Annotated in this window: 13 protein-coding genes; 9 read left to right on the forward strand and 4 right to left on the reverse strand. The window is 67.2% G+C overall.

Annotation, left to right across the window (positions count from 1 at the left end; translation table 11 throughout):
• Positions 1-147 precede the first annotated feature (147 nt).
• Genes GNX95_RS22685 through GNX95_RS22700 form a run of 4 tightly spaced genes read left to right on the forward strand, consistent with a single transcriptional unit; the run spans position 148 to position 6795 of the window.
• Positions 148-3561, forward strand: a complete 3414-nt coding sequence (locus GNX95_RS22685; protein ID WP_163509395.1) for a discoidin domain-containing protein — start codon at positions 148-150, stop codon at positions 3559-3561.
• Between the two features lie 57 nt (positions 3562-3618).
• Entirely contained in the window at positions 3619-5457 is a 1839-nt protein-coding gene (locus GNX95_RS22690) for a serine/threonine-protein kinase (protein ID WP_163509396.1), read from the forward strand.
• Positions 5458-5513: 56 nt separating this feature from the next.
• Entirely contained in the window at positions 5514-6311 is a 798-nt protein-coding gene (locus tag GNX95_RS22695; RefSeq protein ID WP_222853825.1) for an FHA domain-containing protein, read from the forward strand.
• A gap of 25 nt (positions 6312-6336) precedes the next feature.
• A complete protein-coding gene (locus GNX95_RS22700; RefSeq protein WP_163509397.1) occupies positions 6337-6795 on the forward strand; it encodes an SRPBCC family protein in 459 nt (152 codons plus the stop codon).
• Positions 6796-7327: 532 nt separating this feature from the next.
• Here GNX95_RS22700 and GNX95_RS22705 read toward each other — a convergent pair.
• Together GNX95_RS22705 and GNX95_RS22710 are read right to left on the reverse strand one after the other, a co-directional pair.
• Positions 7328-9685: a helix-turn-helix domain-containing protein gene (locus GNX95_RS22705; protein ID WP_163509398.1), complete on the reverse strand. Its 2358-nt coding sequence runs from the start codon at positions 9683-9685 to the stop codon at positions 7328-7330.
• A gap of 237 nt (positions 9686-9922) precedes the next feature.
• Complete coding sequence (locus tag GNX95_RS22710; RefSeq protein WP_163509399.1) at positions 9923-10879, reverse strand: GlxA family transcriptional regulator; 957 nt, start codon at positions 10877-10879, stop codon at positions 9923-9925.
• A gap of 44 nt (positions 10880-10923) precedes the next feature.
• On the opposite strand from GNX95_RS22710, the gene GNX95_RS22715 reads away from it, so the two are divergent.
• Positions 10924-11514: a DJ-1/PfpI family protein gene (locus tag GNX95_RS22715; RefSeq protein ID WP_163509400.1), complete on the forward strand. Its 591-nt coding sequence runs from the start codon at positions 10924-10926 to the stop codon at positions 11512-11514.
• Between the two features lie 50 nt (positions 11515-11564).
• Here the strand turns inward: GNX95_RS22715 and GNX95_RS22720 are convergent, their stop codons facing one another.
• Positions 11565-11843, reverse strand: coding sequence for a hypothetical protein (locus GNX95_RS22720; protein WP_163509401.1), 279 nt, complete (start codon positions 11841-11843; stop codon positions 11565-11567).
• 177 nt (positions 11844-12020) lie between these two features.
• On the opposite strand from GNX95_RS22720, the gene GNX95_RS22725 reads away from it, so the two are divergent.
• Together GNX95_RS22725 and GNX95_RS22730 are read left to right on the forward strand one after the other, a co-directional pair.
• Positions 12021-12872, forward strand: a complete 852-nt coding sequence (locus GNX95_RS22725) for a helix-turn-helix domain-containing protein (protein WP_163509402.1) — start codon at positions 12021-12023, stop codon at positions 12870-12872.
• Between the two features lie 5 nt (positions 12873-12877).
• Positions 12878-13081, forward strand: coding sequence for a DUF397 domain-containing protein (locus GNX95_RS22730; protein ID WP_222853826.1), 204 nt, complete (start codon positions 12878-12880; stop codon positions 13079-13081).
• 186 nt (positions 13082-13267) lie between these two features.
• Here GNX95_RS22730 and GNX95_RS22735 read toward each other — a convergent pair whose 3' ends face one another.
• Complete coding sequence (locus GNX95_RS22735) at positions 13268-13696, reverse strand: nitroreductase/quinone reductase family protein (RefSeq protein WP_163509404.1); 429 nt, start codon at positions 13694-13696, stop codon at positions 13268-13270.
• A gap of 108 nt (positions 13697-13804) precedes the next feature.
• Between GNX95_RS22735 and GNX95_RS22740 the strand changes: the two genes are divergently transcribed.
• Both GNX95_RS22740 and icmA read left to right on the forward strand, forming a co-directional pair.
• On the forward strand, positions 13805-14518 hold the full coding sequence (locus tag GNX95_RS22740; RefSeq protein WP_163509405.1) for a class I SAM-dependent methyltransferase: 714 nt from the start codon (positions 13805-13807) through the stop codon (positions 14516-14518).
• A gap of 75 nt (positions 14519-14593) precedes the next feature.
• The gene (gene icmA / locus GNX95_RS22745; RefSeq protein ID WP_163509406.1) at positions 14594-16321 is read left to right on the forward strand and encodes a coenzyme B12-dependent isobutyryl-CoA mutase large subunit; all 1728 of its coding nucleotides are present in this window, start codon (positions 14594-14596) and stop codon (positions 16319-16321) included.
• The last annotated feature ends 79 nt before the right edge of the window (positions 16322-16400 follow it).

Below are 16400 nucleotides of genomic sequence, written 5' to 3' on the forward strand. Positions count from 1 at the left end.
CGCACAGATCTTGGCCCACACAAATGTCACACCGGCACGGACTGGTCTAAAGAATTATCGGACCGGTCCGCGCCGAAGGCGCCGCCGATATTGGCAGTGGCGTGGTCGCGGTCCTATAAACGGCTGTCGCTGCTTTGGGGAGGACCGATGTTCAGGATATTCGCCGTGCTGGTGATGGTGGCTGCCACCATCGGGGTCGCCGCGCCGGCGGCCGCGGCCGGACCTCCGGTCACCAGTGTGTGGACGGAGAACTCGTCGGTCAACGTCTTCCAGGACGCTTTACCCAAACCTGGCTCGTCCAGCGGAATCGACCTGGTGCTGGCGAAAAACGAGTACGAAGCGGCGCAGGTCGTGCTGCGTAAGAACCAGCAGTTCACCATCCAACAGGTGACTTTCGGCAACCTGACCAGTGGTGGCAACACGTTGCCGGCGGCCAATCTGGCCTACCAGTTCGTCGAGTACGAGCACCTGAACCACAACACGCAGTTTGCCAACTGGCCGCTGGACAATCCGATCCGTACGCCCAGCGGCGACTTTCCGGACGCGCTGTCAAATGAGACCAGTCGCACTGTGCCGGCCAACACCTCGCAGCCGATCTGGGTCCGCGCCTACGCCCCGGCGAGCACCGCGGCCGGCGTCTACACCGGCTCGATGACAATTGTCACCGACGCCGGCAACTCGGTCGTGCCGATCAGCGTGGACGTACGAAACGTGACGATCCCGAACGCCAACCAGAGCGGCTTCACCAACGCGATGTGGATGCGGCTGCTCGGACCGCTCGACCTCGGCCAGACCGACCTCGTCTCGCGGACGTACGGGTACGCCAAATACAGCGCCGACTGGTGGACGCTCATGGACAACGTCGCCGCGTCGATGCGTGCCTATCGGCAAAACAGTTTCTCGCTGCCGCTGATCACCCTGATGCTGGACGGAAACTCCTATCTGGACGGCTCGACCTACCACTTCGACTTCACCCATTTCGACGAGGTCATCGACCGGTTCATGAACCGCGACCACGCGGTCAACCAGCTGGAGGGCTTTGGTTGGTTCTATGGCGGCGCCGGCCCCACGACCGACATCATCGGCGGCACGCCGAGCAGTCCGGTGCGCCAGGCCGTGCAGTCCGACACCGCGGCGGCCAGGCAGTGGCAGACGCAGTTCATCACGGCGTTGCGCGACCACGTACGCGCCAAGGGCTGGGAAAGCATTTTCTGGTTGCACGTGTCCGACGAGATCACGACCGACACGACGGCCCGTTATCGGGCGGCATGCGACACGATCCACGGGATCTGGCCGCAGGTCCGGATTTCGGACGCCAACAACAACGAGGACACGCAGGAAGCGGTGGCCGACAAGGAGAACTTCCTGATCCCGAGCCTGATCTCGGCCAACGACCATCCGGACTTCTATGCCGGTGCCGGAAAGCCGTTCTGGCTCTACACCGCCAACATTCCGACCGGCTCGTATCTGAACAGGTTCATCGACCAGCCGGTCTACGCGCAACGCGAAATGATGTGGTATGGCTATCGGCTCGGCGCGACCGGTTATCTGCACTGGGCCTATGACAACTGGGACTACACGATGGACAGCCAGGACACCAAGGGTGACGGCTGGATCGTCAAGCCGGACAAGGACCACCACACCATCAAGCCGACGATCCGGCTGGAGTCGCTGCGCGACGGCATAGAGGACTGGGAGCTGCTGAAGATCGTCGGCCAGACGAAACCGGCGCTGGCAAAGACGATCAGCGAGGCGCTGGTGAGCAGCGCGACCCGCTACAGCCAGGATCCGGCGTTCATCACGCGAATGCACAACGCGTTGGTCGCGGCGGCCGCTGGCGGACGCGTGTTCGACACCACGTTGACGGCGAGTGCGATCGCGTCCGCGTCGAGCGGATCGGCGCCAGGCAACGCGATCGACGGCGATCCGTCATCGAGCTGGCAGTCGGCCGGCGGCTCGCAGTGGTGGCAGGTCGACCTCACCAAACAGGCGCGGGTCGACGCGCTGCGGCTCAACTGGGCGACCGCACCGACCTCGTATCAGGTGCAACTTTCCTACAACAACACCACATGGTCGACCGCGTACGCGTCCACCACCAGCGCGGCCGACGTTTTCGCCGGCATCGACGGAAAGGCGCGATACCTACGCATCGCCGCGACCTGTCCGTCAGGGGGCTGCGCGCTCGCCGACGCGCAGATCGGCGGATCGTTCCTGCCGGCCGAAAACCTGGCCGGTGGCCGGCCATACACCGCTCCGGCGACCGACCCCGCGTACACCGACAGCGGGTTTTCCACCGACGGCGTGCTTGCCGGGCACTTCGACGACCGGCGCTCGTACGGCTATCACATCGGCACCTCCGGCACGTTCACCGCGACCGTACGCATCGACCTGCAGGCAACCAAATCCGTCGGCGACATCCGTGTGCACCGCTATCAGGATTACGAGCAGCATTACGATCCGGACTCGGTCGTCGTGGCGACCAGCGTCGACGGCGCCAACTTCACCCAGAAAGGCACGGCGGGAAAGACGAAGGACCTCTGGTATGACTTCACTTTCCCCGCCACGCAGGCGCACTACCTCCAGGTGACCTTCACCAAGACCGGTGGCGACTTCAAGGACTACCTGTTCCTGGACGAGATCGAGGCGTACGCGCCGCTGGCCGGCCAGGAGGTGAACGTCGCGCAAGGCGCCGCGTACACCAAGTCGGCGGCACCGGACGCCGCCTATCCGGACACCAACGACCGTGAGTCGACCGACGGGGTGATCGCCGGCGGCTACACCGACGGCGCCGGATATGGCTATCAACTGGCCAACACGTCGATGCCGCTGACGATCGACCTGGAGCTGCCGGCACCGAAGGACGTCAACCTGGTGAAATTCGCGAAATTCGACGACGGCGTGCACAACTACGCGCCGGACCTGGTCGACGTCTACACCAGCCTCGACGGCAGTTCGTACCAATATCGCGGATCCGCCGCGTGGCCCACCGGTCACTGGTACGAGATTTCCTTCGCACACACGGTCGCCGGCTATATCCGGTTGGTGCTGAGCAAGACCGGCAGCGCCGCGAATTACTCCGATTATCTGTTCGTCGACGAGATCGTCGCCTTCGGCAACCCGGCCGCGGCACCGGTCAACCTCGCGCTTGGCAAGCCCTACACCAAAACCGACGGCGTCGACCCCAACTATCCGGACAGCGGCACGGAATCCACCGACGGCGTCATCGCCGGCCATTACAGCGACGGCCGGTCGTACGCCTATCACCTGCAGCCGACGACCGTGACCGTCCAGCTCGACCTGGGGACGGCCAAGACGCTGAGCCTGGTCAGATTTTGGCGATACAACGACGGCGTGCACAACTACTGGCCCAGTTCGGTCACGATCCTGACCGGCGCCGACGGCACGACGTACGCGCAGCAGAAGGTCGTCACGACGCCGTCGCCGCACTGGTTCGCGGCGGCGTTGTCGCAGGTCAACGCGCGATTCGTACGCTTTCAGGCGACGAAGACATACGGCGACTTCGCCGACTACGTCTTCATAGACGAGATCGAAGCGTACTAACTCCGACAAGACCTCCTATCCTAAGATCGGCGACGCGCGTCTGAGGATGGGAGAGCTGTGCAGCAGGGCCAGCTGATCGGCGGACGTTATCGGCTGCGGGCCGTCATCGGCAGCGGTGGCATGGGACAGGTGTGGCTGGCGCGCGACGAGCAGACCGGCACCGAGGTGGCGCTGAAATGTGGCGGCACCGGCCGCGCCGCCTATCGCGGCGTGCGCGCCATGGAGGCGGCGAGCAAGCTCAACAACGCCAACGTGGTGCGGCTGCTCGGCGTGGTCGAGGACGACGGCTTCGTCTGGCTGGTGATGGAATACGTACGGTCCGCGAGCCTGGACCGGCTGCTGGAAAAGCAGCATCGGCTGCCGGTGCAGCAGGTCGCCGCGCTCGGCGCTCAGCTCGCGTCGGCGCTGGCCGCCGTCCACACGCTCGGCGTGGTGCACCAGGACGTGAAGCCGGGCAACATCTTGATCACCAGCGACGGCGTCGCCAAGCTCACCGACTTTGGCATCGCGCGCGTCTCGTGGGGCGATCCGACGCTGACCAACGAAGGCGGCGGCATCGGCACGCCGGCATACATGTCGCCGGAGGTCGCCGAGGGCGGCAAGGCGACCGCCGAGTCGGACATCTTCTCGCTCGGCGCCACGCTGTTCGCCGCGGTCGAAGGCGAGCGGATCTATGGCACCGAGGACAATCCGCTCAAGATCCTGCGCACCGCCATGCGGCGCGAGATCGCGCCGCCGCGGCTGGCCGGACCGCTGGCCACCGCGCTCATCGAGATGCTGTCGATCACCCCGAGCGACCGGCCGACGGCGGCGCAGGCCGAGCGGATGCTGGCCGAGGTCGCCGACGGCGCGCCGGCACCGGCCGCGCCGGAAAAGCTGCTGACGGTGGCCGGCGGCGACCGCGCACGGCCACGCGGCTGGCTGTCCAGCCGCACCGGCCGTACGGTCGGCATCGCCGCGGTCGCGCTCGTGGTCGTTGCCGTGCTCGGCCTGGTTTTCCTGCCGCGGCTGTGGCCGCAGCCGGAAACGCCTTCGGCGGCCAGCCCAAAGCCGACCGCGGCCGGCGCCGGCACGGTCGGCGACCAGCGCACCGCCGACCCGTGCAGCCTGCTCAACCGGATGTCGTACGACTCGTACGGCCGGACCGAGCTGAACAACGCGCAGGGCAACTTCAACCGCTGCGACGTGATCGTCCACCCGCCGAACCAGCCCGCCATCGACCTCCACGTCGACCTGGAGAGCGACCCGCCGAGCCAGGTCGCCGGCATGACCGTGGCGAAGGTCGGCAAGGTGACCGCCTATCGCTATGTGATGGACGATGGCGACTGTGAGCGCGCGATCGCGATGGCCGACCACACGACCGCGTTTCTGACCGTCGACGCGAAAGGCAACGCGCGGCCGGACGCGTGCAAGATCGCCGACCTCATGCTGCGGGACGCGCTCGCGGTGATCGATCGCGGTCCGTTGGCGCGCCGGCCGGTGCCGATCCAGCGCGCGTCGCTCGGCAGGCTCGACGCGTGCGCGATCATGCCGACGAGTGCGCTGTCCAACCTGCTCGGCGTGACGTTGCGGCAGGACTACCGCGGTTTCGGCGGCTGGCACTGCGAGTGGATCACCCAGGTCGGCCACGTGACCCTCACGGTGGCCTACGACCACGGCCAGGATCTTGGCGACGGCAAGCCGTACAAGGCCGGGCGCCGCGACGCGGCGGTGCAGCCCAACGCCGACGACGACCACATGTGCCAGGTCAACCTCGGCTATCGCAAGACGACGGACCAGAACGGCGACGACACCCTGGAGATCATGCAGATCAAGCTCTCCAAGGACGACGTCGCGGGTGACAAGCTGTGTCCGGCGGCGCAGCAGGTGGCCACGGCGATCTCGGCGCGGGTGTGAGCCGGGAGGGGTCCCCGGCGGCGGAGCTACCCTGCTCGGCGACCAGGAGGGGTGAGATGGCGAGCAAGCTGCTGGCGGCCGGGATGCGGGAACTGGCGCCCAACCACGAGAGCCTGGCGCTGGGTGTACAGGCACCGCGTACGCGCACGATCTTCGCGCTGGCCATCTCCGGCGGCATCGCCGTGCCGCCGCGCAACGGCCGCGAGGTGCTCTTTGGCCGCAACCGCGACGAGGTGCACGTCTGCCTCGGCGAGGACGACCCGAAAGTGAGCCGCCAGCACGGCAGGCTCACGCATCGCGACGACCAGTGGTGGGTCTCCAACACCGGCCGGCTGCCGATGCGGATGTCCGGCCAGCGGCTGCTCTATCCCGGCGAGGAGGACATCCCGCTCGCCGAGGGTTACACGCCGCTGTTCATCCGCGGCTCGCGGCAGCGCGAGCACCTGCTCGAACTTTTCGTCACCGGCCAGGAAGGCGGCCGTCCCAAGCCGCTGCCGCGCGACCCGACGCAGCCGACGCGCACGTACCGGCTGAGTCAGGAGGAACGGCTCGCGCTGATCGTGCTCGGCCAGCGCTATCTGTGCCACGACCTCTATCCGCAGCCGCAGACCTGGAAGCAGGTCGCCGAGCGGCTCTCCCGGCTGCAGCCCGACCACGGTTGGACGCAGCGCAAGGTCGAGCACCTGATCGGGGACGTACGCGACCGGATGTCCCGCGAGGGCGTGAGCGGCCTGTCGCGCGAGGAGGTGGGCGAGCCGGTCGGCAACTCGCTCAACCACAACCTGATCCAGGAGCTCATGCTGTCGATGACGCTGGTGCCGCGCGATCTCGCTCTCATCGACGACCAGGACTAGGGTTACTAGCCAGTAAGCTGCTGGCATGCGTGACTCGGTGAGCGTACGGATGGCCGCTCCGGCGAGCCGGATCTGGTCGCTGGTCAGCGATGTCACCAGGATCGGCGAGTTCAGTCCGGAGACCTTCGAGGCCGAGTGGCTCGGCGGCGCCACCGGACCGGCACTCGGCGCGCGGTTTCGCGGACACGTCAAGCGAAACGGCCGTGGACCGGTCTACTGGACGACCTGCCGCGTGATCGCCTGCGAGCCGGAGCGCGAGTTCGGGTTTGTCGTCGAGGCCGGGAAGCTGTCGATCAACACGTGGCGCTATCGCATCGAGCCGACCGACGACGGGGCCGTGGTGACCGAGTCTTTTGAGCTCAGCAGTGCGCTGGTGCTGAGGATTTACTGGGGCTTGCTGGGATGGGCCCGCGGACGCACCAACCGCGACGGCATGCGTACGACCCTGGAGCGCATCAAAGCCGCGGTCGAGCAGGGCGCGTGATCGCTGTCGGCGCCGAACAGCGCCGCGCTTTTGGTCGCATGGCCACCATGCGTGCGTCAGGAGTCGTTGTGACATCCAGCGGCGGCTAGGCCCTAGGGCGGTGCTGGTGTGACTGCTGTGGCCAAGCATGCGGGTGAGACGGCCTGACCGGGTAATACTTGGTTAACAAGGCATCAAACCGGGCAATTGGCACGCCCGGGCGTCGAGCCTGGCCCGGCGAGCAGTCACAACGGCATTACTGGCCTCGGTAGTCACACCCACCGCAGGGGCTGGTGGTCACGCCGGTGCGAGAGCCTTGTTTCGTGCATCTAGCGCCAGTAACTCGACATTCACGCCTCCGGTAAACCTCACAGGGCGGACATTTAGCGTTACACGCGCCTATGGATCCCATAGAGTGGACCCCTTTCGCCACCTACCGGGACGCCATGACACCCTTCCGCGCCGGCCCGCGCAGCCGATGGCCGGACGCACATCACCCGGTCGCTGCGCCACCGGCCGATGCCCCACGCATGGTGGCCATGCGACGAAGAACCTAGAGCGACGACAGCGCCGAGGACACCTTGGCGATGTGTTCGTCGGCGCCGCCGATCGAGCGCCACAACCCCAGCGACCGCTCGAGTTTCGTACGCGCGCTGACAACATCACCGAGCCGGGCGTCGAGCTCACCGAGCAGCTGCCAGCACTCCGCCTCCTCCATCCGGTTGTCGTGCTGCGCAAAGTACGCGACCGCGTTTTCCAAAGCAGTCACCGCCGGCTCGCGATTGGCGTTGCGCGTGTGTACGCGACCAGCGCGCAAATAGGTGAACGCGACGCACCGATCGTCTTCCAACTTCTCGAAGATATTCAAGGCCTGCTCAAGAAAATCGACCGCGCGAGCCGTCTCGCCGACTCGGTCGAAGACCTGACTGGCCTCGCGCAACACAACAGCCTCGCGATGCGCGTCGCCGATACGCCGGCAAAGTCGCAGCGCAGCAAGGAAATTCTCCTGCGCCTCGTCGCAACGGTCCTGCGCCAGCAGCACCATGCCAAGGCCATTACGCATCTGCGCTTCCAGTCCGCGATCGTCCCCAGCGGCCGCGATGTCCAAAGCGCTGCGGATATGTTTCTCCGCCTTGTCATAATGACCGAGTACGCGGTCAATGGTCGCCAGGCCACCGGTCGCCAGAAATGCTTCACGATCGTCGCCACACTGCCGCGCCAACTGCAACGCACGCTGAAAATTCGCGGTGGCCTGGTCGTAAACATCGCAATAGAGCAGGATTTGTCCAAGGCCACGCAGAAGCGCCGCCTCACCACGCAGGTTTTTCTTCTCTCGTACGGGTTTGAGCGCCAGCTCGTGCGTGCGCCGCCAGTCCTCGTAATGGCTGATCTGGTCGTAATAAGGCACCGCCGCGACGGTCAGCTGCCAGGCCAGCTCGTCCTCGTCCCAGCGGGCGGCCAGCTCGATGGCGGCGATCAGCGTGGCGTGCTCGGCCTCGAACCACCGCCGCGGCTCGCGCAGCACGGTGGTCACCGTCGACATCGCGATCGGCGGCTCGGCGGCCGGCGGCACCGGCCAGCGGAACAGGCTCGCCTCCAGCTTGTGCGTCGCGCGTACGGTCAGGTCGAGCCAACAGGCCAGCAGTCGGCGTACGGCCGCACGCCGCTCGTCGAGCGCGATCGTCTCCAGCCCTTCGTCGGCGTACGCGCGGAGCAGGTCGTGCAGCCGATAACGCGGCCAGCCGGTGGCGTCGATGCCGGTGAAGCTGAGCAGGTTGGCGTCGACCAGCGTGTCCAGCGTGTCGTCGGCCTCCGGCCGGTCGAGCAGCGGACCGAGCACCCAGCCGGGCACGGTGTGTGGACCCAGCAGCGCCAGCAGCCGAAAGGCGCGCACGGCGTCGGCCGGCAGATTGTCCGTGCTGGCTTCGAAACTCGCGCGTACGCCGAGATCGCCGAGCCGCAGCTCGTTGAGCCGGCGCGACTCGTCGGCCAGTCGCTCGTGCATGAGCCGCAGCGGCCACGCCGGCCGGCCGGCGAGCTTGCCGGCGGCTATCCGGATCGCCAGCGGCAGGTGCGCGCACGCGGCCAGGATGGCGGCGGCGTGCTCCGGCTCTGCCGCGACCCGCTCCGGGCCGACGATGCCGGCGAACAGCTGGTGCGCCTCCGGCTCGGACAACACGTCGAGCTCGACGTGCCGCGCGCCGGCCAGATCGGTGAGCAGCTGGCGGCTGGTCACGAGTACGGCACAGCCGCGCGTCGGCAGCAGCGGCCGCACCTGGTCACTGTTGGCGGCGTCATCGCAGACCAGCAACATCCGGCGATCTGCCAGCAGCGATCGGAACAGCGCGGCACGCGCCGGCAGGCCGTCCGGCAGCGCGCCGCCGACCACACCAAGCGCGTACAGCAGCTCGCCGAGCATCACCGCCGGATCGCGCGGCTGGCCGGACGTGCCGGCCAGATCGAGATAGAACTGTCCGTCCGGAAAGTCGCCGGCGATCCGGTGCGCGACGTGCATGGCCAGCGCCGACTTGCCGATGCCGGGCCCGCCGACCAGGACGGCGACGGGTACGCCGCCGGCCTCGCTGGCGCGCAGGCTGGTCATCAGCCGCTCGACGTGCTCCTCGCGGCCGGTGAAGTCGGGCAGGTCAGACGGCAATTGCGAGATCGGCGCCACCGGCTGGCCGGCCTCGTCCGGCAGCTGCCCCTTACGGCTCTGCGCGGTCGCCGCGAAGTCGGCGCGCTCCTGGCCGGTCAGGCCGAGCGCGTCGGCGAGGCGCAGCACGGTGTCCTGCCGGGGAAACCGCCGGTCACCGCGCTCCAGCGCGCCGATCGCCTGCGTACTGAGCGCGGCCAGCTCGCCAAGCGCCTCCTGCGTCAGCCCTTTGGACCGGCGGTGCCGGCGCAACGTCATTCCGAACGGCTGTCCCAACCTTCACCCCCGTTCTGGGCCAGTCCAGTTTAGTTCCTTTGTGTAGCCGAACTGTAGAGGTTGTCGCTGGTGCCGGACCGCACCGGCCGCGACACTCGGACGTGCCTGGTGGACGTACGAGCCGCGGAGGTCGCGTTTGATCGGTAGCCACTAGAGCCACAGCAAAACAAGTCCTGCCCTGTCCCGAAAACCTGCCCCGGGACAGGGCTTTGCTGTGTGTCAGCCGCGGTACGCGCGTCGATAGTGGCTCGGGCTCGTGCCGGTGTCCCGCCTCAGCAACAGCCGCAGGTTGGCGGCGCTGCCGAGGCCGGTGCGTTCCGCGACCTGCTCGACCGTCAGGTCGCTCGACTCCAGCAGCTGCCGGGCGCGCAGCAGCCGTTGCGCGGTCAGCCAGCGGGCCGGCGTCGTGCCGGTCTCGTCGCGAAACCGGCGTGCGAACGTACGCGGAGCCCAGCCGGCGTGCCGCGCGAGGTCCGCGACCGACAACGGCTCGGCCAGCTGGTCCAGGGCCCACGAGCAGGTGGCGGCCAGGCCAGTGCCGGAGGCGGGCACCGGACGGTGCAGGAACTGCGCCTGTCCGCCCGTACGGTGTGGCGCCACGACCAGCCGCCGCGCGACCTCGGCAGCGACCTCCTCTCCGTGGTCGACGCGCATGACATGGACGCACAGATCGAGGCCGGCGGCGATCCCCGCGCTGGTCAGCACCGGTTCGTCGCTCACGTAGAGCACGTCCGCGTCGACCTTCACGGCCGGATAGCTGGTCGCCAACTCGGCGGCATCTCGCCAGTGGGTCGCCGCGCGTCGGCCGTCGAGCAGCCCGGTTGCCGCCAGCGCGAACGCGCCGGTGCACACCGACATCAGCCTGGCGCCGCGCTCGGCCGCCGCCCGTAACGCCTCGATCACCGCGGTTGGCGGCCGCGTGTGTGGCGAGTAGCCAGGCACGACGACGGTGTCGGCCGTACGCAGTGCCTCCAGGCCGGCCTTGACCGAGATGTCGAAGCCGCTCGTCGTAGGCACCAGGCCTGGTTGCGGCGCGCAGACCGTCAGTCGATAGCGGTCGCGCTCGTCCGGATGGCCGAAGACCTGCGACGGCACGGCCAGGTCGAAGGCCACCACCGCCGGCAGCGCCAGCACGATGACATCATGCACAGGCAGGATTCTTGCACATTGCGGCATTCCTGCCTCTGTTGCGCGTACGCGGTGGCCGGCATCGTTGGAGCATGACTCGTCACCTCGGAATCCTGTTCTTCGACGGCATGGAGGAGCTCGACGCGATCGGTCCGTGGGAGGTTTTCGCGTTCTGGACGCGGCGTTTTCCCGACGACGGCTATGCGGCGACCACGTTCTCCGCGGACGGCCGCGCGGTGACCTGCGCGAAGTCGCTGGCCGTACAGCCGCATCAGAGCGCCGCCGACCTGCCATCACTGGACGTGCTGCTGCATCCTGGCGGCAACGGCACGCGCGCGTTGGTGGAGGATCCGGCGCATTTGCAGTGGATACGCGACCAACGTGAGCAGGTGCCGTTGATGACCAGCGTCTGTACGGGTTCGCTGGTCTTCGCGGCCGCGGGCCTGCTGCGCGACCGGCCGGCGACCACGTACCACAACTCGTTCGCAGAGCTGACAAAGCTCGACCCGACGATCGCGACGAAGCCGGGTGAGCGCTATGTCGATGACGGCGACGTGATCACCTCCGCCGGCATTTCCGCCGGCATCGACATGGCGCTGCACGTCGTCAGCCGGCTGACCAGCCCGGAGCGCGCGCGGCAGGTGCGCGAGGGGATCGAGTACGCGCCGCAGCCTGACAACTGACCGACGACCAAACCGACGACCACAGCCAAGGGTGACGCTCCGAGCGAGCGTCACCCTTGGTCTGTGTCCGGTTCGTACGGCTCGACCTCGTCGCACCAGATCAGCCGCATCAGCTCCGGCCGGCCGGCGGACATCACCATCACCGCCGACTCCGGCGACTGGAAGACGCCGAACGCCGGCTCGTCGATGCTGACCACGACCGCCTGGTCCTCCATCGCGATTCCCCAGCCGGCGAGCCAGCCGTCGAAGCGGTCCTCGGTGACCGTACACAGCGCGAAGAAGCGCGGCATTTGCATCGCGACCAGCTGCTTGAGCAGTTTCTCCAGCAATTCCGGAGAAAAGGCGTAGAGCGTGCGGATGTCTCGGCACGACGTGTCGGTCTCGTGCCGTAGAGTAGCGGCGCCTGGTTCAGATGTCGCAGATGTCTCTCCCATGCACTCAGAGCGTTGTCTATGCAGCATTGACTCGCAAGGTTATGCGTAGCTGAATAATCACGGGAGGGTACGGTGCCGAAGCAACGCCCACGACCGCAGGCCCGCGGCCTCGCCGCTCGCCTGCTGGAGATGCGCAAGGCCACCGGTCTGTCATCGACCGAGGTGGCGGCGAAGCTGGGCTGGTCGCAGTCGACCGTCAGCCGGATCGAGACCGGCAAACGCGTAGTGAAGCCGGAAGAGGTCATCGCGCTGCTGGCCACCTACGGTGTCAGAGGCGACGACCGTGAGCAGCTGCTGGAAATGTCCCGCCACGGCGACCGACCGAACTGGCTCGAAGAACTCCGTGGCAAGGCTGTGCCGGTCCAGGCCTCGATGCTTGCCGAGTACGAGTCGGAAGCGATCGCCATCACGCATGTCGATCTGTTGCTCATCAGCGGACTGCTTCAGACGCGCGCGTACACGAATGCGGTCATGCGCGCGGACGGCGTGCCGGCAACCGAGATCGAGCCGCGAGTGGCGTTGCGCGTGGAGAGGCAGAAGCTCCTGCATCGCCGGCCGCCGATTCGGCTGCTGTCGATCCTCGACGAGGCCGCGCTCCGTCGAGAGGTTGGTGGCCGTCAGGTGATGGCTGACCAGCTCGAACAGCTCATTGCCTCGGCAGAGCGCCCGAATGTCGAGGTGCGCGTGGTGCCGTTCGACCGAGGTGGTCATGCGGCGAGCACCGCTTCGTACGCGTTGATGGAATTCAGCGGCGGACCGCCTCTGGTGCATGTCGAGATGCGTGGCGGAGGCGTCTTTCTGGACGATGGCGGCCACATCGATGCCTACGTCAACGTCACGGCTAACATGAAGGCGATCGCCTTGGAGCAGCATGAGTCGCTTCGGTTGATTGCGGGGATTGCGGCCGGCTATCGAAGAGAGTGAGCTTTGTGAACTCGGCGCGGCTTGTTTGGCGGAAGTCCAGCTTCAGTGGCTCCGAGTCCAACTGCGTCGAGGTCGCGTCGCTTGGCGACGGCCGTTTTGCCATCCGGAACAGCAATTTCCCTTCAGCCGGCTACCTCGCGTACGACCGCGCCGGCCTCGCCGCCTTCGTCGCGGCGATCAAGGCCGGCGCCCTCACTTCTCGCGCCTGAGCTCAGAAACCCTTCGGCAGCACCAGGTCATCGACCGCGAAGCTGATCGGCCATGGCTCGTAGCCATTGTCATGGCCACATCTGCGGGCCGTCCTCAGGCTCGTTGGATGGATCGGCGGCGGTGTGTCCGTCGATGGTGAAGTGGTCGATCTCAAGGTCCAGGGTCGGACGATATGCGTTCGTTGCTTACTTCGGCTCCAGGAGGACGAGCGGGATCACGCGGCTGGTCTTGGCCTGATAGCTCGCGTAGTTCTTGAACTTCGACGCGATCTGCGGCCACATCCGCTCGCGTTCCTCGGCGCTCGCCACTCGCGCGTGCATCGGCCTGGCCGGCTCGCCCTTCCACGACACCTGTACGTCCGGATTGGCGGTCAGGTTGTGATACCACGCCGGCGAGTGATCGTCGCCGCCGCGCGAGGCCACGACAACGATCGCGTCGCCTTCTTGCAGCGGCGAGGTGAGCATCACCGTACGTGGCTGGCCGGACTTGCGGCCGGTCGTGGTCAGCTCCAGCACGGGCATGCCGAGCGCGTCCCAGCCGGCCTTGCCGCCACTGACCTTCAGCAAGCCACGATGGACCGCGTTCATCGACTTGAGCACGAAGTCACTGGGCATGGGAGCTAACTTACCGCCAGTAGGATTCGCTGTCGAATGGTCGCATGGCCACCATGCGTGCGCTCAACGCACGCATGGTGGCCATGCGACCATTCGGTAGGAGGCGACGTGCTGGATTATGACGCCGAGGCGGCGCGCTACGACGAAACGCGCGGCGGCGTGCCACGTGCGCGTGCGGCGGCGGAGGCGATCAAGGAGCTGCTTCCGGCGGGCGCTGCGACCGTAGTGGACATCGCCTGTGGCACCGGTTTGGTGACGAGCCAGCTCGCCGGCGCGATCGGCCTCGATCAAGCCGAGATGATGCTGCGGCTGGCCGCTCCACGGCTCGGTGGCCGGGTCGTACGCGCGGACGCGTCCGCTTTGCCGTTCGCCAACGGCAGCATGGACGCGGTGACGATGATCTGGCTGCTGCACCTGGTCGACGATCCGGCGCCGGTGCTCGGCGAGGCGGCGCGGGTGCTGCGGCCGGGCGGCCGGCTGATCACCACGATCGACAAGAACGCCGCCAACTTCGTGCCGGACACCGACATCGGCCGGCTGCTTCGACCGCTGCGCGACGAGACGGTCAGCGATGGCTTCGACGCGATGGTGGCGACGTTGCGGTCGTACGACCTGCGGCCGGTCACCGAAACGACGTTCGTCGGCGTCGGCCAGGGGAGACCACCAAGCGGGTGGCAGAAGATCGTCGCGGGACGCGAGTTTCGCTGGATGCGCCGGCTGACCGCCGAGCAGATACGCGAGCTGGTCGCGGCGCTGGCCGAGTTGCCTGGTCAGGACGCGCCTCGCGCGGACCCGGTCTATCGGCTCGTCGCCTTTGGGTGAGCTGCGCCGCAGATCGCTGGCCGAAATTACTAGGACGTCCTAGTATTTCGCCTAGTGGACCGTAGGAGGCGTGGCGTGAGCGAGGACATCGAGGCTGGCCGGCGACGGTGGCGGGAGCGCTATGACGCGTCGCCGGTGCGCGATGCCGACTTCACCACCCTGTCCGGCATGCAGGTCGACCCGGCGTACGGGCCGCCGGACGGCGCCGAGGTCCCCGACTTCGAGCGGATCGGCTGGCCGGGCGAGTTTCCGTACACCCGCGGCCTCTATCCGACCGGCTATCGCGGCCGCGCCTGGACGATCCGGCAGTTCGCCGGTTTCGGCAACGCGCAGCAGACCAACGAGCGTTACAAGATGATCCTGCGTTCGGGCGGGGGCGGCCTGTCGGTCGCCTTCGACATGCCGACGCTGATGGGTCGCGACTCCGACGATCCGCGCAGCCTCGGCGAGGTCGGCCATTGCGGTGTGGCGATCGACTCGCTGGCCGACATGGAGGTGCTGTTCGACGGCATCCCGCTGGCCGACACCACCACGTCGATGACGATCTCCGGCCCGGCCGTGCCGTTGTTCTGCATGTACGTGGTGGCCGCGGAAAAGCAGGGCGCCGACATCTCCAAGCTCAACGGCACGCTGCAGACCGACATCTACAAGGAATACATCGCACAGAAAGAGTGGCTGTTCGCGCCGGAGCCGCATCTGCGGCTGATCGGCGACCTGATGGAATACTGCGCCAACGAGATCCCGGCGTACAAGCCACTTTCCGTTTCCGGCTACCACATCCGCGAGGCCGGGTCGACCGCCGCGCAGGAGCTGGCCTTCACGCTGGCCGACGGCTTCGGCTATGTCGAGCTGGGTCTGTCGCGCGGCCTGGACATCGAGAAGTTCGCACCAGGACTCAGCTTCTTCTTCGACAGCCACATCGACTTTTTCGAGGAGATCGCGAAGTTCCGCGCGGCTCGGCGGATCTGGGCCCGCTGGATGCGCGACGTTTACGGCGCCAAGACGGCGAAAGCGCAATGGCTGCGGTTCCACACGCAGACCGCCGGTGTCAGCCTGACCGCGCAACAGCCATACAACAATGTCGTGCGTACGGCCGTCGAGGCGCTGGCCGCCGTGCTCGGCGGCACGAACTCCTTGCACACCAACGCTTTGGACGAGACGCTGGCGTTGCCGACCGCGCAGGCGGCCGAGATCGCCCTGCGCACGCAGCAGGTGATCGGCGACGAGACCGGCGTCATGAACGTCGCCGACCCGCTCGGCGGATCCTGGTACGTCGAGGCGCTGACCGACAAGATCGAGGCCGAGGCGGAGAAGATTTTCGCCCAGATCAAGCGGATGGGTGGCGGCGACGACAATGAGCACGACAAGGAGTACGACAAGGAGCACGACAAGGAGCACGCGATCGGTCCGATGACCTCCGGCATCCTGCGGGGCATCGAGGACGGCTGGTTCACCGGCGAGATCGCCGACTCTGCCTTCGCCTATCAGGTGGCGCTGGAAAAGGGCGACAAGAAGATCGTCGGCGTCAACACCAACACCGAGACCATCAGCGGCGAGCTGGAAATCCTCCGGGTGAGTCACGAGGTCGAGCGCCAGCAGGTCAAGCTTCTGGCCGCACGCAAGGCATCGCGCGACGACGCGGCCGTGCGCGCGGCGCTCGGCGAGATGGTCCGGGTGTCGCGTACGGACGAGAACATGTTGCCGTCGATGCTCGCGGCCGTACGCGCCGAGGCCACCGTCGGCGAGATCTGCGGAGCGCTCAAGGACGAGTGGGGCGCGTACGTGGAGCCGGCGCGGTTCTGACCGGACTTCCGGCCGGGCCGGTCCCGGCGGGAGTCGGACCGCAAAGCCGCCTTTGGAGTGATCCGCCGCGGCTGGTCAG

Source organism: Fodinicola acaciae (assembly GCF_010993745.1).
In the GTDB taxonomy this organism is placed as follows: Bacteria; Actinomycetota; Actinomycetes; order Mycobacteriales; family HKI-0501; genus Fodinicola; species Fodinicola acaciae.

Coding starts and splice junctions, on each gene's coding strand:
- GNX95_RS22685 (WP_163509395.1), top strand. CDS start 148: ATGTTCAGGATATTCGCCGTGCTGGTGATGGTGGCTGCCACCATCGGG.
- GNX95_RS22710 (WP_163509399.1), bottom strand. CDS start 10,879: ATGCCGCAATGTGCAAGAATCCTGCCTGTGCATGATGTCATCGTGCTG.
- GNX95_RS22695 (WP_222853825.1), top strand. CDS start 5,514: ATGGCGAGCAAGCTGCTGGCGGCCGGGATGCGGGAACTGGCGCCCAAC.
- GNX95_RS22735 (WP_163509404.1), bottom strand. CDS start 13,696: ATGCCCAGTGACTTCGTGCTCAAGTCGATGAACGCGGTCCATCGTGGC.
- GNX95_RS22700 (WP_163509397.1), top strand. CDS start 6,337: ATGCGTGACTCGGTGAGCGTACGGATGGCCGCTCCGGCGAGCCGGATC.
- GNX95_RS22715 (WP_163509400.1), top strand. CDS start 10,924: ATGACTCGTCACCTCGGAATCCTGTTCTTCGACGGCATGGAGGAGCTC.
- GNX95_RS22705 (WP_163509398.1), bottom strand. CDS start 9,685: ATGACGTTGCGCCGGCACCGCCGGTCCAAAGGGCTGACGCAGGAGGCG.